Source organism: Nitrosomonas sp. ANs5, from assembly GCF_050584665.1.
Classification (GTDB): Bacteria; Pseudomonadota; Gammaproteobacteria; order Burkholderiales; family Nitrosomonadaceae; genus Nitrosomonas.
This window is the reverse complement of the sequence record NZ_JBEUDO010000007.1, coordinates 1-19,401: the sequence shown is the minus strand read 5'-3', so window position 1 is coordinate 19,401 and position 19,401 is coordinate 1. Positions and strand designations below refer to the sequence as shown.

18 protein-coding genes are annotated in these 19,401 nt (G+C 51.4%); 8 read left to right on the top strand and 10 right to left on the bottom strand.

Annotation, left to right across the window (positions count from 1 at the left end):
• Window positions 1-354: 354 nt before the first annotated feature.
• Complete coding sequence (gene dnaE, locus ABTW62_RS03030; protein WP_430903103.1) at window positions 355-3,858, bottom strand: DNA polymerase III subunit alpha; 3,504 nt, start codon at window positions 3,856-3,858, stop codon at window positions 355-357.
• Window positions 3,859-3,963: 105 nt separating this feature from the next.
• Between dnaE and yegQ the strand changes: the two genes are divergently transcribed.
• On the top strand, window positions 3,964-5,328 hold the full coding sequence (gene yegQ, locus ABTW62_RS03025; RefSeq protein ID WP_430903102.1) for a tRNA 5-hydroxyuridine modification protein YegQ: 1,365 nt from the start codon (window positions 3,964-3,966) through the stop codon (window positions 5,326-5,328).
• Between the two features lie 279 nt (window positions 5,329-5,607).
• Here the strand turns inward: yegQ and ABTW62_RS03020 are convergent, their stop codons facing one another.
• On the bottom strand, window positions 5,608-6,303 hold the full coding sequence (locus tag ABTW62_RS03020) for a hypothetical protein (RefSeq protein ID WP_430903101.1): 696 nt from the start codon (window positions 6,301-6,303) through the stop codon (window positions 5,608-5,610).
• A 921-nt stretch (window positions 6,304-7,224) separates the two neighbouring features.
• On the opposite strand from ABTW62_RS03020, the gene ABTW62_RS03015 reads away from it, so the two are divergent.
• From ABTW62_RS03015 to ABTW62_RS03000, 4 genes are all read left to right on the top strand, one after another.
• The gene (locus tag ABTW62_RS03015; RefSeq protein WP_430903100.1) at window positions 7,225-7,908 is read left to right on the top strand and encodes a shikimate kinase; all 684 of its coding nucleotides are present in this window, start codon (window positions 7,225-7,227) and stop codon (window positions 7,906-7,908) included.
• Between the two features lie 190 nt (window positions 7,909-8,098).
• Window positions 8,099-9,208 (top strand): 3-dehydroquinate synthase, encoded by a 1,110-nt coding sequence (gene aroB, locus ABTW62_RS03010; RefSeq protein WP_430903099.1) that lies wholly within the window; start codon window positions 8,099-8,101, stop codon window positions 9,206-9,208.
• On the top strand, window positions 9,201-10,325 hold the full coding sequence (locus tag ABTW62_RS03005; protein WP_430903098.1) for a deoxyguanosinetriphosphate triphosphohydrolase: 1,125 nt from the start codon (window positions 9,201-9,203) through the stop codon (window positions 10,323-10,325). The genes aroB and ABTW62_RS03005 overlap by 8 nt, the downstream gene beginning before the upstream one ends.
• A gap of 10 nt (window positions 10,326-10,335) precedes the next feature.
• Complete coding sequence (locus tag ABTW62_RS03000; protein ID WP_430903097.1) at window positions 10,336-11,115, top strand: ankyrin repeat domain-containing protein; 780 nt, start codon at window positions 10,336-10,338, stop codon at window positions 11,113-11,115.
• Between the two features lie 272 nt (window positions 11,116-11,387).
• Here the strand turns inward: ABTW62_RS03000 and ABTW62_RS02995 are convergent, their stop codons facing one another.
• A complete protein-coding gene (locus ABTW62_RS02995; RefSeq protein WP_430903096.1) occupies window positions 11,388-11,522 on the bottom strand; it encodes a hypothetical protein in 135 nt (44 codons plus the stop codon).
• A 135-nt stretch (window positions 11,523-11,657) separates the two neighbouring features.
• Between ABTW62_RS02995 and ABTW62_RS02990 the strand changes: the two genes are divergently transcribed.
• Window positions 11,658-12,329, top strand: coding sequence for a tetratricopeptide repeat protein (locus tag ABTW62_RS02990; protein ID WP_430903095.1), 672 nt, complete (start codon window positions 11,658-11,660; stop codon window positions 12,327-12,329).
• Window positions 12,330-12,517: 188 nt separating this feature from the next.
• Here ABTW62_RS02990 and msrA read toward each other — a convergent pair whose 3' ends face one another.
• Window positions 12,518-13,177, bottom strand: coding sequence for a peptide-methionine (S)-S-oxide reductase MsrA (gene msrA, locus ABTW62_RS02985; protein ID WP_430903094.1), 660 nt, complete (start codon window positions 13,175-13,177; stop codon window positions 12,518-12,520).
• Complete coding sequence (gene msrB, locus ABTW62_RS02980; protein WP_430903093.1) at window positions 13,177-13,713, bottom strand: peptide-methionine (R)-S-oxide reductase MsrB; 537 nt, start codon at window positions 13,711-13,713, stop codon at window positions 13,177-13,179. The genes msrA and msrB overlap by 1 nt, the downstream gene beginning before the upstream one ends.
• Window positions 13,714-13,977: 264 nt before the next feature.
• Here msrB and ABTW62_RS02975 point away from each other — a divergent pair, with 264 nt between their 5' ends.
• The gene (locus ABTW62_RS02975; protein ID WP_430903092.1) at window positions 13,978-15,138 is read left to right on the top strand and encodes a J domain-containing protein; all 1,161 of its coding nucleotides are present in this window, start codon (window positions 13,978-13,980) and stop codon (window positions 15,136-15,138) included.
• 93 nt (window positions 15,139-15,231) lie between these two features.
• Here the strand turns inward: ABTW62_RS02975 and ABTW62_RS02970 are convergent, their stop codons facing one another.
• From ABTW62_RS02970 to glpK, 3 genes are all read right to left on the bottom strand, one after another.
• Entirely contained in the window at window positions 15,232-15,624 is a 393-nt protein-coding gene (locus tag ABTW62_RS02970; RefSeq protein ID WP_430903091.1) for a hypothetical protein, read from the bottom strand.
• Window positions 15,625-15,657: 33 nt separating this feature from the next.
• Window positions 15,658-16,230, bottom strand: coding sequence for a CDP-diacylglycerol--glycerol-3-phosphate 3-phosphatidyltransferase (pgsA, locus tag ABTW62_RS02965; RefSeq protein WP_430903090.1), 573 nt, complete (start codon window positions 16,228-16,230; stop codon window positions 15,658-15,660).
• 325 nt (window positions 16,231-16,555) lie between these two features.
• Complete coding sequence (glpK, locus tag ABTW62_RS02960) at window positions 16,556-18,040, bottom strand: glycerol kinase GlpK (RefSeq protein WP_430903089.1); 1,485 nt, start codon at window positions 18,038-18,040, stop codon at window positions 16,556-16,558.
• A 284-nt stretch (window positions 18,041-18,324) separates the two neighbouring features.
• On the opposite strand from glpK, the gene ABTW62_RS02955 reads away from it, so the two are divergent.
• The gene (locus tag ABTW62_RS02955) at window positions 18,325-18,648 is read left to right on the top strand and encodes a hypothetical protein (RefSeq protein ID WP_430903088.1); all 324 of its coding nucleotides are present in this window, start codon (window positions 18,325-18,327) and stop codon (window positions 18,646-18,648) included.
• 211 nt (window positions 18,649-18,859) lie between these two features.
• Here ABTW62_RS02955 and ABTW62_RS02950 read toward each other — a convergent pair whose 3' ends face one another.
• Window positions 18,860-19,174: a helix-turn-helix domain-containing protein gene (locus ABTW62_RS02950; RefSeq protein WP_430903087.1), complete on the bottom strand. Its 315-nt coding sequence runs from the start codon at window positions 19,172-19,174 to the stop codon at window positions 18,860-18,862.
• A partial coding sequence (locus tag ABTW62_RS02945) for a type II toxin-antitoxin system RelE/ParE family toxin (protein WP_430903086.1) occupies window positions 19,164-19,401 on the bottom strand: 238 nt, incomplete at its 5' end. The genes ABTW62_RS02945 and ABTW62_RS02950, both read right to left, overlap by 11 nt.

The following is a 19,401-nucleotide window of genomic DNA, read 5'->3' as shown; positions in this document are numbered from 1 at the left end:
TTTATGACTTGAGCAATTTTACTTAGAGAGCTTACTCAGAAAGTACAAGTGATTGTTCTTAAGTGTAAATATCGTAAGAATCAATACATGCTTAATTAATTATATTAAACCGCATCTTGTTATAAATAATATTCTTTATAAAACAAGTGGTTGCTAATTATAAATCTCAAACGATTATGAGAAATACTTTTTGAGTAAGCTCTACTTAGTCATCTCGATTTGTTTTGCTTTCTCTTGCCACAAGTTTGATAGACCGAGAAAACAATTTTATCCCCATAAGAAGCAAATGAGCGAGCTATCTGTTCCTTAAAACTGATAATAGCTCAGAGGCATGAGACATAAGGCATAAGGCACTCAATAAATGACTTCTACATTATCGCTGCCTAAATATTCCGCAAGCGACTCGATCAACGCTTCCTGTAGACGCACACGCCAGCGGCGATGCAAATCGATTTCACATATTGCGCTTTGATTACGGAAGTCGATCGATACCGGGCAATAACTCACTGAAACAGTGCTGTCCAGTTCGCTTTCCGGACGGTAAGCAAGCAAAAGCTCCTTCAACTGCTCAGGGCTCAGCAATTTCGAATTCTCTATCTTGATTTTTAGTTTCTTGGCATACATTGAGCGCGCGGTCGCATAATCGTAAATCTCCTTGGCCACGATCCGCTGTTCCGCGCTGTCACGCCCGTTATTGCTAACTAGAACCCGCGCAATCAATAACTGGTCTGCTTTTAGATAACCCTGATGCTCAGCCAGTAAATCATTGTAGATTACAACTTCGTGACGCGCCCAGCCATCGTCGAGCATCACCACCGCCATTTTCCCACGCCGTGACATCTGGGTTCGAATGGCATAAACGATACCGGCAATCAATTGCGGTTCCCGAGCAGGGCTGAGACGATCGAGACGAGTGGGCACGAAGCGACTTAATTCCCTGGCGTAGCTCTCAAATGGGTGGCCGCTGATATAAAAGCCCAACGCCATTTTCTCATGCTGCAACCTGACTTTATCTGCCCAACCTGCCACATTCGCCAATGGCGGAAGTTGCTCTGCATCTGCTGACGCATCAAACAAGCTGGCCTGATGAGCGGCCAGGCTACGCTGTTCGGCGTATTCAAGCGCAATGCCTACCGATGCCAGCAATGCGGCACGATTCATTTCGATGGTATCGAATGCACCAGCTCGAATGAGCGCTTCGATGACGCGGCGATTGACGAGCCGCCGATCGATGCGCTGACAGAATTTGAACAGATCTGTGTATTCCCCACCCCGTTCGCGGGCCTCGATAACGACCGAAATAGCAGCTTCCCCAGTACCCTTGACGGCACCGAGGCCATATCGAATAGTCCGGGCGTCGACTGGAATGAAACGATAAGCTGATCGATTGATATCCGGTGGCAGTATCGTCATGCCATTGGCCTTGCAATCTTCATAGAACACATTGACTTTATCGGTATCGTCCATATCCGACGATAGGCAGGCTGCCATCAGCTCGGCCGGGAAATGGGCCTTGAGATAAGCCGTTTGATAAGCGATCAGCGCATAGGCCGCCGCATGCGACTTATTGAAGCCATATCCGGCAAATTTCTCCATGAGACCGAACAAGGTGATGGCATCCTGCTCGGCCATTTCGTTCTTGATCGCGCCCTCAACAAAAATCGTGCGCTGCTGGGCCATTTCCTCCACTTTCTTCTTGCCCATCGCACGCCGCAGCAAATCGGCCCCGCCAAGACTGTAGCCACCGATCACCTGAGCGATTTGCATGACCTGCTCCTGGTAAATCATGATGCCATAGGTGGGGCCCAGAATCGGCTCAAGACGCGGGTCGAGGTAATCCACCCGCTGCCTGCCATGTTTGCGATCGATAAAATCAGGGATCAAGTCCATCGGACCAGGCCGGTAAAGAGCCACCAGCGCGATCAAATCCTCAAACCGGTCGGGCTTCGCCTTTTGCAACAGATCTTTCATCCCGCGCGACTCAAACTGGAAAATGCCAACCGTGTTACCCTTCGCCATCAGAGCGAATGTTGCAGCATCTTCCAGAGGAATCCCGGACAGCGAGAACAGTTGTCCAGATGGCGATTGCGGCCCACTTGCTTCGCCGCGCGCCGCCAAATGTTGCCGCACATCGGCCACAGCCCGGTCAAGAATCGTCAGGGTCCGCAACCCCAAAAAGTCGAATTTGACCAGTCCGATTTTTTCGACGTCATCTTTGTCGTACTGACTGACAACCGATTCACCCGAATCGGCACAATAAATCGGACAGAAATCAGTAATTTTCCCCGGTGCGATCAACACGCCGCCAGCATGCATGCCAACATTACGCGTCAATCCTTCCAGGCGTTCAGCCAGTTCCAGCAAATTGCGCACATCCTCTTCCTCGCGTGCGCGCTGATTGAGCAAGGGTTCGATTTCCCGGGCCTTCTGCAGGGTCATCCCGAGCTCGAACGGCACCAGCTTGGCCAATTGATCGACAAAGTTATACGGCAGATCCAGTACGCGGCCAACATCGCGCACCACCGCTTTTGCCGCCATCGTGCCGAAAGTTGCAATTTGGGCCACGCTCTCAAAACCATAACGGTCACGTACGTACTCGATCACACGCTCACGCCGGTCCTGGCAAAAATCGATATCGAAATCCGGCATGGAAACCCGTTCCGGATTCAAGAACCGTTCGAAGAGCAGGTCGTAGCACAATGGGTCCAGGTCGGTAATGCCCAACGAATAGGCCACCAGCGAACCCGCACCGGAACCGCGCCCCGGACCGACCGGCACATCATGTCGCTTGGCCCAGTTGATGAAATCCGCCACGATCAGAAAATAGCCAGCGAATCCCATCTGGATGATGGTCTCAACTTCAAAGTCCAGACGGCTCTTATAGATTGCTTGCTTATCGGCCAGCTGCAGCGCTTCCGGAAACAGCTGTTTCAGTCGTGCCGCCAGCCCGGCGTGTGCCTGTTCACGCAGATACTGCTCGATACTCACGCCCGCTGGCGTCGGAAAATCCGGCAAACGATTGACGCCCAACTCCAGCATCAGCGAACACCGCTTGGCAATCTCCACACTGTTGGCCAGTGCGGATGGCATATCGCTAAACAACTGGCACATTTCGGCCTGGGTCTTGAAATACTGTTGCTCGGTAAAATCCCTGGGGCGACGCCGGTCACCCAGCACATACCCCTGCGCGATGCAAACTCTGGCTTCGTGCGCCTTGTAATCATCCGGCTGCATGAATTGTATGGAATGGGTCGCCACGACCGGCAACTGCAGCCTGGATGCCAGATTCGCGGCATTGCTCACCCAGGCATCCTCGCCTGGTCGCCCGCAGCGCTGCACCTCGAGATAGAACCTACCCGGAAACAAATTCGCCCACTCCAAGGCAACCGCTTCTGCGGCAGATACATCAAACTGTGACAGTAGCTGGCCGATTTCGCCCTGCTGCGCGCCCGATAACGCAATCAATCCGTCTGTGCCAATTTCCTCGGCCTGAAACCAGGCCTTTTTCAGCTCAGCCCGGCCGCGCTGCATGTTTTCCCGGTAAGCACGTGACAACAAGCGACACAAGCGCAAATAGCCAGTGAATGACTGGCACAGCAAGAGTAGACGAAAAGGCTTATCCGGATTGTTCTCATTGCTAAGCCACACATCACACCCGGCAATCGGTTTGATACCGGTCTTGCAGGCCTGCTGATAGAACCTGACCAACCCAAACACATTCGATAAATCCGTCAACGCCAGCGCCGGCATACCGTCCTCCTGCGCTTTCGATAGCGCCTCCTCGAGGCGCACGATGCTGTCGACGACGGAATACTCGCTGTGCAAGCGCAAGTGAACAAAAGCAGGATCAACCGGCATGATGATACAATTCAGAAAATTTGGACAGAAAAGGAATTTCACAAACCACCGGAGCACTGCCGCCATGCGTAGCAGGGCTTCCGCTCTCTTGTTTCATTTTACACCATGCCAAAAGCCCCCGAATTACTCCTTCCAGCTGGTTCCCTGGAGAAAATGCACGCAGCGTACGCATTTGGTGCAGATGCCATCTATGCCGGCCAGCCCCGCTACTCCCTGCGCGCCCGGAACAATGAATTTTCATTGCAACAATTACGTACAGGTATTACCGAGGCACACAAGCTTGGCAAGAAATTTTTTGTGGCAAGTAATTTGATGCCACATAACGCCAAGATCAAAACCTATCTACGCGACATGGAACCGGTCATCGCCCTCAAGCCTGATGCCCTGATCATGGCCGATCCGGGACTTATCATGCTGGTCAGGGAAAAATGGCCCGACATACCGATTCACCTGTCGGTACAGGCCAATACTGTCAACTACGTGGCGGTGAAGTTCTGGCAGTCGATCGGCCTGACACGCGTCATTCTTTCACGCGAGTTGTCACTGGATGAAATCAGCGAAATTCGTGATCTCTGCCCGGACATGGAACTCGAGGTCTTTGTCCATGGTGCATTATGCATTGCCTATTCAGGACGATGCCTGTTATCCGGCTATTTCAACCACCGCGACCCCAACCAGGGTACCTGCACCAATTCCTGCCGCTGGGATTACAAGGTCAAGGCGGCTGAAGAGAATGCCTGCGGCGACATCGAGCCCTTGCAAAAGATCGATTTCGATTTCAGCCAGGCGCTTGCATCGGCTGATTCGTCCTCATCCTTTGAAAGCAAGCCCGTCACACGGCACCCTGCAGCAGATCAGGTTTATCTGATCGAAGAAGGCAAACGGCCGGGGCAACTGATGCCGATCATGGAAGACGAGCATGGCACCTATATCATGAATTCAAAAGATTTGCGGGCGGTGGAACATGTTGCCCGTCTCACTGAAATTGGCATTGATTCACTCAAGATCGAAGGACGTACCAAATCGACCTATTATGTCGCGCGCACCGCTCAAGTTTATCGCCAGGCCATCGACGATGCCGTTCAACGACGCCCCTTCGATCCCGCGCTGCTTGGGCAATTGGAAGGACTGGCCAACCGCGGCTATACCGATGGGTTCTACCAGCGCCATCATAGCCAGGAAACCCAGAATTACCTGCGCGGGCACTCAGAATCGTGGCGCAGCCAATATGTCGGCGACATCGCCCATGTCGACAGCACAAATGGGATGGTCGAAATCCTCGTCAAAAACCGTTTCCAAGTCGGAGATCGGCTGGAAATCGTCCATCCTGCCGGCAATCAGGTCATCGAGCTCGAACAGATACAGGATCTGGCTGGCAACCAGGTGAGCGTGGCGCCGGGCAGCGGGCACCGGGTAAAAATTCCACTGACGGGCAATGTTGAGAAAGCATTTGTCGCGCGTTTTTTGTAAACGCAGGTAATCCAAGCTCAGACAGGAGTGGCTCTGGCCTCATCGGGTACGCGTCAGCCTGTCCACTCAGGCCATTTTGTCGTTTCATGCATAAGCACCCCTAACTCCCGGTACCCTCTCCCGCCATTGCGAAGATTCCCGAGGAGGCTGTCCGAGAATAGCGATCGTAGCGAGGGCGAGGCTGGTTGAGTTGGATTTTTCGATCATTTGAGGCGAATAGTCGTTCTATTTAACAAAAAGGATCGTAAAATCCGGCCAATCAGGCTCGTCCGCAGTAGATCAGTCTTCGCTATTCTCGGACAGCCTCCTAGGCAGCATATCCACATTGCCGCTCTCCTCGAGCGTCTGCAAAGGACTGAACTGCACCTGATTCAGGAACGCCGCACATTCCTGTGCATATAACCTGCCTGTAGATGAGCTGGATTGCGGATAACGCTCCGAACAATAGGCATCAATCACAACCTGCAAGGATGACGGATGGCGACACTGGAAACCTTGCGCGGTCAGGTGGTACACCACACCCGCCGGGCCGGAATTAACCTGCTCTTCCAGCTCGAGCTCGTAACGTAGACAATCACTCCCCATTTGATTGCTTCTTTCCTGATCCAGAGCAGCATTTACGGAAACAAGTTTTAAATGTGTCATGTTCGCCCTCAGATTGTGATCAAAAAATGTCAGGAGATCCTCGGGGTTCTTGAGCTTGATTACCGTATCGAGACGCGTCGCCCCAACCAGATAACTGTGCAGCGCAGGTCGATCAAACGACTCCTCTAGCTGTTTCTTGTAAACAATCTCGCGCAGGGATCCGACCCCCAGAAACCAGTTCTCCCCCGGTGGGGGCAAGACAGAAAATCCATTTGACTCAATGCGCGCCCTGGGCACAGCCATTGATGAATCAACCAGCGGCTGCATCGTGCAACCCGCAAGCGATACCCCCAAAATACTCATGCGCAGGCATTGGCGCAGGCTATGCATGGCAACTCCTTTGCGAAAAATCCCCAACAACTGGTAACACAGACTCATATGCACATATTACTCAGCACTGGGAATAAGTGGAAATTTTTTGATACCACAAAACACCTCGCTGGATAGCTGCCGGAATCTCCCACTTCCCGAGATTTCAGGTCGAGGGCGATTTCAAAGAAAAAACGCATGATTGCTTTTAAGAAGCTGTTCGGAAGTCCCTGTTCTATGTCAAGCGCCTCAACATAATGCGGGTCATAGCAATGTAAATCCAGGTTTCTAAGGGTTCAGCCAGTAAAAGTACGCTCAGAATCTGTTTGGGCATGTCAATTCCAGGTCAGTGTGCTCAGCGCTTTGGCAACTGTAGCGTTATTGTTACCGAAAAGCATCTGGATGGCCGCGGCCCATTGGGCCTCGCCAAGACGGTAGTCAAGTTGTGTGCGGCGGCCATTTTGTGCTGCCTTGTCTTTGCGAGCGCAGCGAAGCAATCCAGCTTAACGTCAGTTTGGCTTCGATACCGAGTCGCTTGCCAAGATGCTTGCGGTTTGGAAAACCATTCGTATCCACACACGCCATATACGGTTCGATTACTCAAGTTAGCCTTTCCAAACAATTTCTAAAAGATAATCTGCTACTTTTAAATTCACCCCATTCGCCATCGCGGGCGCGACGAGCCGGATGACAACATTGTTGTCGAATCGCACGGTGGTATCAGGTCAAAATAAAACAGCTTATAATTGCCTGCACGCATTGGCGCAACTTATTCCAAATCAGCCGACATGGGAAAGCAGACATTATTTGCATACAACAACATATATTTGGGCGGGCCAGTTGTCACCACAAGCCGGAAGCCGCTCTATTCAGCGCTGTCCTTGATGCCATACTCGCAACATTGCACCCCCTACTTCGTTCAACCAGAATTCAGGTTAGAGGATGAAAAATTTTACTGTTCTCAGGAATATTCAAAGTTTCATCGGGCATTTCCGTTACAATTACAGCATGCAACGTAGCAGGGTCTCTACCATAAAAAATCTGGATACCGGGTCAGTACCCGGTAATGTCATTTTGATCGGCATGATGGGAGCAGGCAAGACAACTATCGGCAAGCTACTGGCCGGCCAGATCGGCAAAACCTTTATTGACGCCGACCATGAAATACAGGAGCGCACAGGCGTCAGAATCCCGGTAATTTTCGAGATCGAAGGCGAAGCGGGTTTCCGCAAGCGTGAAACCGAAGTATTACGGGAAATTGTACAGTTGCAAAATATTGTACTGGCGACAGGCGGCGGCGCAATCTTGCGGCCGGAGAACCGTGCACTGCTGCGACGGCACGGAACAGTGGTTTATCTATGTGCGCCCGTGAGCGAACTCCAGCGGCGTACGCGTCTGGATAAAAACCGGCCCCTGCTCCAGACCGGTAATCTGCACGCCAGATTACAGGAGCTCTACACGCAACGTGATCCCATTTATCGTCAGACCGCACATATCATTGTCGATAGCGGCAGACAAGGCGTGCGTGTCCTTGTGCAAAAACTGATCCAGAAACTGCTGCAGTTCAAGCCCGAACGGGCTGAACATCCGCCCAGACATCCGTCGCCCAATAAAGAATCCGAATAAATTTCATCTTCGCCGTTTGCGATCCTTCTTGAACCCCGGCAAATCAACCATCCATCCCGACCACCAGTGATCTGCACAAAACCGATAAGCCAGCGCAGCAATAATTTCACAAATATGTTCACTGACATCAATGAGGCACAGGGCACAGACATCTCATCCTATCATCATATTGATTTAGAAGGCGTTATACATGAAAGCAATCGAATCAGTCAGGGTCAGGCTTGATGCCCACCCAGAAAACCGCAGCTACCCCATTCATATTGGCCAGGATCTATTAACCCGAGTCGATTTGCTGTTACCGCATCTCCCCGCCAAGAAAGCTGCAATCGTAACCAATACTACTGTAGCACCGCTTTACCTGGATACGCTGCGTACTGCCCTCAGCCAAGCCGGTATCGAAACATTTGCCGTCATACTTCCGGACGGCGAGCAATACAAAAACTGGGAGACGTTAAACCAGATTTTCAATGCCTTGCTCGAACATCGCTGTGAACGCAAGACCCCTCTTATTGCGCTGGGTGGAGGCGTTATCGGGGATCTGACCGGATTTGCGGCCGCGTCTTATTTGCGTGGGGTCCCTTTCATCCAAATTCCCACCACATTGCTTGCGCAAGTAGACTCTTCAGTAGGCGGCAAAACCGGCATCAACCATCCGCTTGGCAAAAATATGATCGGTGCCTTCTACCAGCCGCAGCTGGTGCTCGCCGACAGCACGACGCTCGCCACCTTGCCAGAAAGGGAATTACGTGCCGGCATTGCAGAAGTCATCAAGTACGGGCTGATATACGACGCTGATTTCTTTGATTGGCTGGAGCGAAATATCACGCAATTCCTGGCACGGGATGCGGAAACGGTCCAGCATGCAATCCGCCGCAGTTGCGAGATAAAAGCCGAGATCGTATCGTTGGATGAACGGGAAAGCGGCCTGCGGGCTTTACTCAATCTCGGCCATACTTTTGGCCATGCCATTGAGAATGCCATGGGCTATGGCGCCTGGCTCCACGGCGAAGCCGTCGCAGCGGGCACCGTCATGGCGGCCGATCTCTCCAGCCGCCTGGAACGCATCACACAGCAGGATGTCGAACGAATCAGATGTTTATTCGAAAAAACGGGTTTACCCGTTCAAGGACCGCATATCAGCCCCGAACGCTATCTGGAGTCGATGCAACTGGACAAAAAGGTAGAAAGTGGGGCCATCCGCTTCATTCTGCTCAACCGTATTGGCGAGGCTGCATTGGTCGACAATGTGCCTGCGCCAGTTCTGTCAGAAACCCTGTCAGCCTGTATCGCCAATGAATAATGCGTTAGCGCCTTATGCGGTCTCGGACGCTAATTCACTTGGCCGCCATATTCGCGAGGATCCTCCTACCGGACGCAGCGAGTTCCAGCGTGATCGGGATCGCATCATCCATTCGACCGCATTCCGACGGCTTGAATACAAAACCCAGGTATTCGTCAACCATGAAGGCGATCTGTTTCGCACACGCTTGACGCATAGCCTGGAAGTTGCCCAGATTGGGCGCTCCATTGCCCGGAATTTGGGTCTCAATGAGGATTTAGTGGAGGCGATCGCACTCGCTCATGACCTGGGTCACACACCTTTTGGCCATGCTGGACAGGATGCTTTGAACGACTGTATGAAAGGATATGGCGGATTCGAGCATAACTTGCAATCCCTGCGCGTGGTCGATCAGCTGGAAGAACGCTATGCAACATTCGACGGGCTGAATTTGTGTTTTGAAACGCGTGAAGGTATTCTAAAAAGAGTTTCCAGGCAGAAGGCCCAAAGTCTGGGCAAATTGGGCGAGCGCTTTTTGTGCGACCGGAGAGCTTCACTGGAGGCGCAGCTTGCCAACCTGGCCGATGAAATCGCCTACAACAACCACGATGTGGATGATGGCCTGCGCTCTGGCCTAATCACCTTGGCACAACTCGAGGACGTCACCATATTCGCACAACATCTGCATCAGGTCAGGCAACGCTACCCAAACCTTGCAGGCCGACGCTTGATCCACGAAACGGTGCGCAGCATGATCAATACGTTAGCCATGGATTTAACCATCCAGAGCAAGACCAATATAATAGCGATTGAACCGCGAAATCCAGACGAAGTGCGCGCAGCGTCTCCATTAATCGGTTTCAGTAATCACATGAAGCGAGCGCAGCAGGAGCTGAAACGCTTCCTGCACAAGAATCTGTACAAACACTATCAGGTGATGCGCATGAGCAATAAAGCTCGTCATACGATCAAGAAATTGTTTACCGCATTCGAGCAAGAGCCTGCGCTATTACCCCCCAAGTATCAGCACAAATTTCTTGATTATGGACACCAAGCCATCGCCGATTATATCGCGGGCATGACCGATCGCTATGCGATCAAGGAATATCAACGTTTATTCGCCATTACCGAACAATGAGGGAAAGTCTGTGAATATCATCATTTACCTGAAAACGACTCTGAAAAACCAGTTATGGTGCTGGTGCATGCTAGTAGGTATCCTGGGTTTGTCAGGAAATGTGGCCGCCAATTCAGGCCCGGGCGATTTCGTCGCCGCCGCCGGGAAAGGACAATTTTCTCGTGTAAAAGCGATGCTGGATGAGCCAGGCGACAAGATCGGGCTTGCCGAGAAGAATGCCGCACTTTTAGCCGCATCTCAAATGGGACGTGACAGAATCGTCGAAATTCTACTCGCTGCAGGAGCGGAAATCGACACAAGATCGGAACAGGGCTACACGCCCTTACTGCTGGCGACACGCGATGACCGGCCCGATGTCCTGCAAATACTGTTGGCGGCAGGCGCAGATAAGGATGCGGCATCCGATGACGGCATGACGGCCATAATGCAGGCAGCACATCGCAATCGTCTTGAGATCTTGCGTGTCCTTATCCAAACAGGCGCCGATGTCCATGCCGCTACCGAAGAAGGTGTGACCGCATTGATGTTCGCCGCACAAATGGGATATCAGGTCGCCGTACAGGAACTGGTCAGGGCAAAGGCCGATGTCAACGCACAAACCCAAAGTGGTGCAACCGCCTTGATGCTCGCCGCACAGAATGGCCATCAAGGCGCGACCAGATCCTTACTGGCAGCGGGTGCCGATATCAACACCAAAGCGGTGAATGAAGCCACGGCACTTTTCCTGGCAAAAAAATATCAGCATACAGGGGTCATGGAACTTTTAATCAAGGCAGGCGCACAAAAATAATCAGCAACATTCGCAATTTTTCATGAAGCTTGTCAAGACGTCAGTACTGTTCGGAACCCATGACGCTGTCTTGGCGCGATATCGCCCGATATATAATTCCCTACAGGGTACCTCTAAAAATTCAGAGTTTTAAACAAGACGGGGCGAGAACAAAAAATGTTGACGCCGCATATGATGGATATGTCAGGAGACGTTTTTTGTGAAACACGACGTATTGTGACGAAATATGGATTTTTAGAAGCGCCCTACATGCATGCTGACTCTGAAATAGATCATCGATCCAGTCCTTTACGGGGACAACGCGTCCAGTCATCTGTTTGCAAGATACCAATATTCTGACTAGGAGGCTGTCTGAGAATAGCGATCGTAGCGAGGGCGAGGCTGGTTAAGTTGGATTTTTCGATCATTTGTGGCGAATAGTCGTTCTATTTAACGAAAAGGATCGTAAAATCCGGCCAATCAGGCTCGTCCGCAGTAGATCAGTCTATTCTCGGACAGCCGCCTAGCTACCATTCCAATCAACTTTATATAAAGGAAATAGCATGAAAATTATTATATTTTTGTTACTTCCCGTCCTGGGACTTGCAGGATGCGGAGGAAAAGAATCAACCGAGCAAGCTACCCAGGATGAATCCCAGAAAATGTTGATGATGGATGAAGTCACCACTATTGATGAGCTTCCTTCCTTTCTGAAAGAGGGATTATCCGAAGAAGAGCAAGATGCGCTCAGAAAACAAATCATGCCTACACTAGATGATGGCCTCACTCCCGAGGAACGCTTCCAGAAATTGCGCCGGGACGCGGAAGCAGGCGATCCGGATGCCCAGAATGCCCTGGGCGCAATGTTTTACTCTGGCGAAGCGGTTTCCCGTGACGCTGCCGGCAATATCATGGATTACGATCCCGTCTCTGCTGCCGGCTGGTTCTTCCGTGCCGCCGAGAAAGGACATGCCGAAGCGCAATTCAACTTGGGGCTACTTTATCTCCAAGGCGACGGCGTTGAGAAAGATGCCGAAGCAGCATTGAAATGGTTTACCAATTCTGCAGAACAAGGCAATGCTGACGCACAAAATAATCTCGGCGTGATTTATCTTACCGGCGAGGGCGTAGAACAAGATACCGATGAAGCCATCAAATGGTTTGAGAAATCAGCCGAACAAGGAAATGAAGAAGCCAAGGAGAACCTTGAAGCAATTCGCTCAGGACAGAATTAAGGTGAAAATTGAGTAGATTATTACTCGTGGTCGCTTAAGTAGTGCGCGACCACGGTAATCAATCGATCCTCAATCCCCTACCCAGCGAATGATCTTCAAATAATATAGACGTGTACCCCTGTCATGACGTGGACAGTCCGGGATAAACATATCGCGCTGTGCATGATTGCGGCACAGCCTCTCTTTTCTCACCTTTCCCCCCATAATTCAGTGAGTCTTTGATCCCGGCCACAACGGCTACGGTAAAATTTATAGCGAATCGGGTTCTTCAGATAATAATCCTGGTGGTATGCTTCCGCCGGATAAAAATCAGTAACAGGTAGAATCTCCGTCACGACCGCTTGTTCAAAGCGGCCTGATTGATCGAGTGCAGCACGGGATGTTTCCGCCTGCTGACGCTGGATGTCATCCTGCACAAAAATTGCGGACCGGTATTGCGGCCCCTTGTCACAAAACTGACCATCCGCTGTCAGTGGATCAATGGTTGGCCAGAATGCGGCCAATAGCCGCGCATAATTGGTTTCGGCCGGATCATAATAGACCTTGACTGCTTCGATATGACCAGTCTTGCCGCTGCTGACTTGCTCATAAGTCGGATTCACCACATGCCCGCCAATATAACCGGAGAGGGTGGCCTTTACCCCCGGGACTTTGTCGAAGTCTGCCTCCGTACACCAAAAGCACCCACCGGCAAAAATGGCCACTGCCCAATCCGACTGTTCTGGCGTATCCTCCTGATAATTGCTCGCCCCAACTGAAGCTTCTCGCTCCAATGGCTGGCATCCCACCAACACACCCAGAAATAGCAAACTTGTTATGCGCAATAAGTGATTTAGCATAGCCATCATCAGCCTCTCAACTCAGGAATCGTCTCCCCCTTGGGCACAAACTTGAGCGCCAGACCGTTGTTGCACCAGCGCTCTCCGCGAGGGGGCGGGCCATCATTGAACACATGCCCCTGATGCCCGCCACAGCGTGCACAATGATATTCGGTACGCGGCATGATCAGTTTAAAGTCACGTTTTGTGGCGATATGACCGGCAATCGGCTGCGTGAAACTGGGCCACCCCGTTCCACTGGCATACTTATGCTGGCTTTCGAACAACGGCAAATAGCAGGCCGCGCATAGATAGATCCCTTCGCGGTATTCATCATTGAGCGGACTGCTGCCCGGCTGCTCGGTATCCTCTTCAAACAGTACACGGTAAGCTTCGGGCGACAACAGGGAACGCCATGCCTCATGAGGTTTGTCGAGCGGCGTCACGGTAACAGGATCAATTTTCATTTTAGTTTGCGTGTCGGAAATCGATTGACGTGAACAGGCAGCGATCAAAGGCCATGCAGCCAAGACCGCGCTACCTTGCAGAAATGTACGACGTTTCATGATCATAGTACCTCAATTTTGCAATTCCGGAATTTTCTGACAAATTCGGAATCCAGGCCTTATCATTGCAGGCACATTCAGGCCGGGCATCCAAATATTGTGCTGAGGTGCAAAACTTCACCCTTCACTTCACAGCTTGAATAAACTAAACTGTACAAACTTCGGTCACACTTCACACTTTTATATGACATCGCATCTGGACCAGTGTTGCGCTGCCATTTGCATCCAATATTGTCACCCACGCCAGATAGCCAAATAAATTTTATGCCCCAGCAACAGAATCTGTTTCCCGAACAGGCACCTGACACATCTCAGGAAGAAATTGCAAGCACTGCGCTTCAACTGACCTCACAACATGGCCGTCTTTCGCCGGATCAGCAACGTTTCAACCGTTTGCTCAAGCGGATCGATAATCTTAAGAGCCAACTGGCAAAGATTGAAACGCTTTGTGACGCACATCGGCCAGCATACCATCTCACACTGTCACCATTACACGAGCGACATTCCAGTCTTATTCGCGAACTGGTACTTCAGCTGCATGCAAGACTCCAAGGCAAAGGTTTGAGTGCGGCGTTCAAACGTGACGCCAAAACCATACTCTGCCATTTCAGCCAGACACTTGCAATACAGGGTGACGAGGAAATGCGACACCTCCATGACCAATACAGCACTGAAAGTCTTGCAGAAAAACAGCAGAATATGTGTGACGATATGCGGGCCATGATGGAAGACGTCTTCGACCTCTCCCCATCCGAGGATGAACCATTGGACAACATCGAGGACTTGCTACATGCCAGCCTGAAACAGTTGCAGGAAGCCAACGCTGCAGAAGAAGAGAAACGTCAACACAAGCAGCGGCGCAAAAAAAAGACCAGCACCCAAGCCAAGGCGGAGGAAACGCAGCAAGAAGCGGAAAGCATGCTACGCAAACTCTTCAGGCAGCTTGCAAGCATGCTGCACCCCGATCGGGAAAATGATCCGGAAAAGCGCGCCCATAAGACCGAACTAATGAGTGAAGCCAACAAAGCCTACGAAAGCCGCGACTTGGTCACTCTGCTGAAAATTCAGCTGCACCTGGAATTAACCACTCAAGAGTCGATTGCCCAATTGGCTCAGGAGAAAATCACTTCATTAACTGTGCTACTCAAGCAGCAGATCAAAACGCTCGAAAATCAATTGCACACGCGTCGCCAGAGCGCACTCCAGGAATTTGATCTCACGCCCTATGACACGCTGACCAAGACGACGCTGACTCGCAATCTCAAACAAACGGAATGGTCTCTCCAACAGGCGATACGTGAGATGGAACTGGACCTGGAACGGATAAAAGACGACAAAATCCTCAAGGTTTGGCTGAAAGAACAAAAGAAATTACTGACACAACCTTCTTTCATCGATTTTTCTGACCTGTTTGGAATGCGTTGAATCTGGAAGCATGCCGCTTCCGGATTCAACGCATGGGTTTATTCGATTCCGAAACCGCGCTATCCCGCCCATCGGCTACAACGCTTTGAATCATCAGTCATCACATACATGCCGGTCACTTTCGTCGGCTTCTTCCTGCAGACCATAGAACTGCGGCGGCTGTATCAGGCTTTGAAACTGTTGGCTGCATGCCTTGATTTGCTGCATACTCGGATGCCCAGCGACCTCCATCCCGAATGCCAACGCCCGTTCCTGAGCTTCCTGTCGTTCCCCAGCCCGGCATAACGCTTCGATTTCTGTGCTGGCTTGATGCGATTTCTGTTCGAATGCTTTCAATTCTGATCGATCGATTTTTTCAATACAAGCCTGAAAACCCTGCATCTGCTGCAGCATTTCCTGCATTTGCGCGCCATCCATGCCTGGTGGGATCTGGGCATAGCTGTTGACAGACATGAGTGCCAACAATCCAATCCATATGAATTTCATGTTTTTAACCTTATTATTTGGTCGCTGATTTCATCAACGATGATGGATCACATGCGGCATCGCCGCTTTTAAATAATAGACCATAGACCACAATGTCAGAAACGCGGCCAGATAAATCAGCCATGTGCCCACGACTTGCGCGTCAAAATAATTGCCTATTTTGTCATGGTAAAGCAACAATGGAATAGCGATCATTTGCGAGACCGTCTTGATTTTTCCCAGAAAAGAGACCGCTACGCTCCTGGATTTGCCAATCTGCGCCATCCATTCTCGCAATGCGGAAATCGTAATCTCACGCCCGATGATGATCAACGCAATCGGCGCATCAAGCCGCTCCAGGTAGACCAACACAATCAAAGCTGCCGCAACCATCAACTTGTCCGCCACCGGATCAAGAAAAGCGCCAAATGCGGAGGTTTGGTTGAGCATCCGGGCCAGATAGCCATCCAGCCAGTCAGTCAGGGCGGCGCCACCAAAAACAAGGGTAGCAGCCAGATTTTGCCCGGCTGGCGACAGCCAGTCAGCAGGTAAATAAAAAATCCCGACAAACAGCGGTATAGCCATGATACGCAGCCATGTCAGGAAATTAGGAACATTCATTAGCATGATATAGAAAAGTGATTAATCTGTTTTTTTGTATCGCACATTCAATAAGGATTTTCAGGATTCGATCAATTTAATCATTCCTGTTGGCAAAATGGCCTGCTCTTTTCAAATGTACGAACCCGTCATGCTCACCCATTCGATAATAATGTTACGGACCGAATCACACAACTTTCAAGATGTAGACAAGCCCGCCTGCCGGCAAGGCATGTCCCCAGCCGAGTAGGTATCAAAACAAAAGCACCAATAATAGCGAGACTGCGACTGGTACCGGCCAGGAATCGAAAACTCCGGATGCAACCATACCAGCAAACACTGTCTGGCAAGATTACACCAGCCCCCGAACAGCGGTTTGCCAGCCAGCGTAAAGCCGTGCTCTCTTCTCCTCCTGCATGGAAGGCGTATAGACGCTGGCACGTCGCCAATAGCGCTCGACTGCCTCCAACCGTGGAAACAACCCCGCATAAAGCCCGGCAAGACATGCTGCGCCCAGTGCAGTGGCTTCCGTCACCTCTGGCACTTCCACGGGTTTATTCAGCATATCGGCAAGAAACTGGCACATAAACCGGTTGGCAACCAGTCCGCCATCGATGCGGAGTATTGCCGCCTCATGATTGCCATCCTCTTCTATTGCCGCGATCAGATCCCGAGTCTGGTAGCCCTGCGCCTCCAAAGCCGCGCGAACAATGTGCGCCCTGCTTGTCTCGCGAGTCAGGCCATTGATCATACCACGCACATCCGGCCGCCAATAGGGTGCGCCCAGCCCGGTAAAGGCGGGTACGAAATAGACTTCATTGCTATCCGGCACACTGAGCGCCAACGCCTCGCTGTCAGCGACATCCTGAAAAAGACCCAATCCATCCCGCAGCCACTGGATCGCCGCACCGGCAACGAAAATCGAGCCTTCTATGGCATAAGTCATTTCACCATTCAGCCGGTAGGCGGGTGTGGTCAGCAAGCGGTGATGCGAGCGCCTAAAGCCGGTGCCTATATTCATGAGCGCAAAACAACCCGTGCCATAGGTCGATTTCACCATGCCAGGCCTGAAGCAACCCTGCCCGATCAACGCAGCATGTTGATCGCCGGCCATACCGCCGATAGGGATTTCGCGACCGAACAACGCACGATCCGTCACACCGAAACCGGCTGCATTGTCTCTCACTTCGGGCAGAATAGCAGCCGGGATATCGAACAGCGTCAGTAATTCATCATCCCATTTCTGCTCGACAATATTGAATAACAGCGTGCGGGCTGCATTCGTCACATCGCTGGCATGCACGCGGCCGCCCGTCAAATGCCACAGCAGATAGCAATCCACCGTCCCAAAGGCCAATTCACCACGCCGTGCGCGGGCACGCGCACCCTCGACGTTATCCAGTATCCAGGCGATTTTACTGGCAGAAAAGTAAGGATCGAACAGCAACCCGGTCCTGGCTGATACCATCGGCTCATGCCCCTGTGCGCGCAATTGCTCGCAATAAGCACTCGTCCGCCGGTCCTGCCACACAATCGCGTTATAGACTGGCTTGCCACTGTTGCGATCCCACAAAATGGTTGTCTCGCGTTGATTGGTAATGCCAATCGCCGCGATCGATGCGGCCGTGTCACGCCCCGCATCCAGCAGCCGGCGACAAACCTCCAGCGTATCGCACCCTATCGCCTCCGGGTCCTGCTCGACCCAGCCCTTGGCCGGATAATGCAGCGTAAGAGCTTTTTGCTGCATACCCAGCACCTTCAGCTCGGCAGAAAATAAAATCACGCGGGTACTGGTTGTGCCCTGATCGATTGCCAGGATTGTCGGTTGTTTATTCATGACCCAATGTTACCCATATACATCAAGATTGCTTCGCTGCGCTCGCAAAGACGGGGCAGTAAAAAACGACAGCCGCACATACCTTTATCGCCGTCATGGTCTGGCCCAACGGGCTGCAGCCATCCAGACGCTTTTCGACGACCCTGCATCGCTGCCCAGGACATGGCATTGATGAGATGGGTTCAAAATAGAAATTTCCAAACAGCTTCTCGCTATGTTGCCGTGCCACCTGACCGGGAGGATGTCCGCAGGATAATCCGCCAGATGCGTGACCATGCTAACACATGGCGGATTCAGTTCAACATAGCGCAAAACAGGTGAATGGATACTACTGGCGATTATTACCCTACTGTCTGCCTGACGAGATGGACGGCATCAAGGCCGGGTTGACGTTGAGCTGGATTGGCTTCACTGCGCTCACAAAGACGGCTTCGGTGGATGAACCCACCACCCACAACCCGTCTTGGCGAGGCCCAACGGGCCGCGGCCATCCAGCACCGCCGGTGCCTCACCATTTCAGCTCGGCCCAGCAACTTGCGCAAGCCCATCACCGAATATTCATTCGTGCCCACCCGTGGTTGATTCAAACCACGAATGGACACGAATAATGATAGCCACTTCGGTTGTGTTACGCCCGTAATTGGGCCGGTTGTCACGCTTTCGCCTTGCCAGCACAAACGCATCTTTCTTTATTATCGACCTGTTCCTGGAGTTCGCCTGGGGTTCGCAGCATCCACTTATCACTCGTCGTTAGCGACCTGACCCCTTCCGTGTTCCTTCACGGCTCCTAAGAGCTTGTTAATGAACCCTTATGGATAATTAAGCCAATGCACTCATACCATGGCGCTTTACAATATTCAGTAATTTCAGTGATGGACCACTCGGATGTTTATCACCTATTTCCCACTTTTGCACGGTTGAAATACTGGTATTCAGTAATACGGCAAATACGGATTGACTGACATTAAGACTTTCACGCAAGGCTTTAATGTCATTAGGTGAGATGGGTTCAACTGTCAGCCGACACAGCGCCTGTATTTCTGACATTCGGCGTTTATCGATCAAACCTGAGCGATGCAGTCCTTCGGCAGTTTCCTGCATTTCTGCTAATAAACGACTTTGTTTATATGTCATCTTTCCTTACCTCTTTCAATTCACCCGCAACAATCGCTTGTTGTAACTGATGCGGTTCTTGTTCCAACCAACTTCCAGCAACGACTTGCAAGACCCTAAGCGCCTGATCAGAAATACTGTCACGCTCATTCTTGGCAAAACCATACAGAAAGAACCATTGACCTTTAATTTTACTAGGAGGCTGTCCGAGAATAGCGATCGTAGCGAGGGCGAAGCTGGCTGAGCGG

What these genes read in the sequence shown, in the direction of transcription:
- ABTW62_RS03020 (WP_430903101.1), bottom strand. Translation starts at nt 6,303, where the DNA reads ATGCATAGCCTGCGCCAATGCCTGCGCATGAGTATTTTGGGGGTATCG.
- aroB (WP_430903099.1), top strand. Translation starts at nt 8,099, where the DNA reads ATGAAAGCAATCGAATCAGTCAGGGTCAGGCTTGATGCCCACCCAGAA.
- ABTW62_RS02955 (WP_430903088.1), top strand. Translation starts at nt 18,325, where the DNA reads ATGGCGGATTCAGTTCAACATAGCGCAAAACAGGTGAATGGATACTAC.
- msrB (WP_430903093.1), bottom strand. Translation starts at nt 13,713, where the DNA reads ATGAAACGTCGTACATTTCTGCAAGGTAGCGCGGTCTTGGCTGCATGG.
- msrA (WP_430903094.1), bottom strand. Translation starts at nt 13,177, where the DNA reads ATGATGGCTATGCTAAATCACTTATTGCGCATAACAAGTTTGCTATTT.
- dnaE (WP_430903103.1), bottom strand. Translation starts at nt 3,858, where the DNA reads ATGCCGGTTGATCCTGCTTTTGTTCACTTGCGCTTGCACAGCGAGTAT.
- ABTW62_RS03005 (WP_430903098.1), top strand. Translation starts at nt 9,201, where the DNA reads ATGAATAATGCGTTAGCGCCTTATGCGGTCTCGGACGCTAATTCACTT.
- ABTW62_RS02970 (WP_430903091.1), bottom strand. Translation starts at nt 15,624, where the DNA reads ATGAAATTCATATGGATTGGATTGTTGGCACTCATGTCTGTCAACAGC.
- glpK (WP_430903089.1), bottom strand. Translation starts at nt 18,040, where the DNA reads ATGAATAAACAACCGACAATCCTGGCAATCGATCAGGGCACAACCAGT.
- yegQ (WP_430903102.1), top strand. Translation starts at nt 3,964, where the DNA reads ATGCCAAAAGCCCCCGAATTACTCCTTCCAGCTGGTTCCCTGGAGAAA.
- ABTW62_RS02990 (WP_430903095.1), top strand. Translation starts at nt 11,658, where the DNA reads ATGAAAATTATTATATTTTTGTTACTTCCCGTCCTGGGACTTGCAGGA.
- ABTW62_RS02995 (WP_430903096.1), bottom strand. Translation starts at nt 11,522, where the DNA reads ATGATCGAAAAATCCAACTTAACCAGCCTCGCCCTCGCTACGATCGCT.
- ABTW62_RS02975 (WP_430903092.1), top strand. Translation starts at nt 13,978, where the DNA reads ATGCCCCAGCAACAGAATCTGTTTCCCGAACAGGCACCTGACACATCT.
- pgsA (WP_430903090.1), bottom strand. Translation starts at nt 16,230, where the DNA reads ATGCTAATGAATGTTCCTAATTTCCTGACATGGCTGCGTATCATGGCT.
- ABTW62_RS02950 (WP_430903087.1), bottom strand. Translation starts at nt 19,174, where the DNA reads ATGACATATAAACAAAGTCGTTTATTAGCAGAAATGCAGGAAACTGCC.
- ABTW62_RS03015 (WP_430903100.1), top strand. Translation starts at nt 7,225, where the DNA reads ATGAAAAATTTTACTGTTCTCAGGAATATTCAAAGTTTCATCGGGCAT.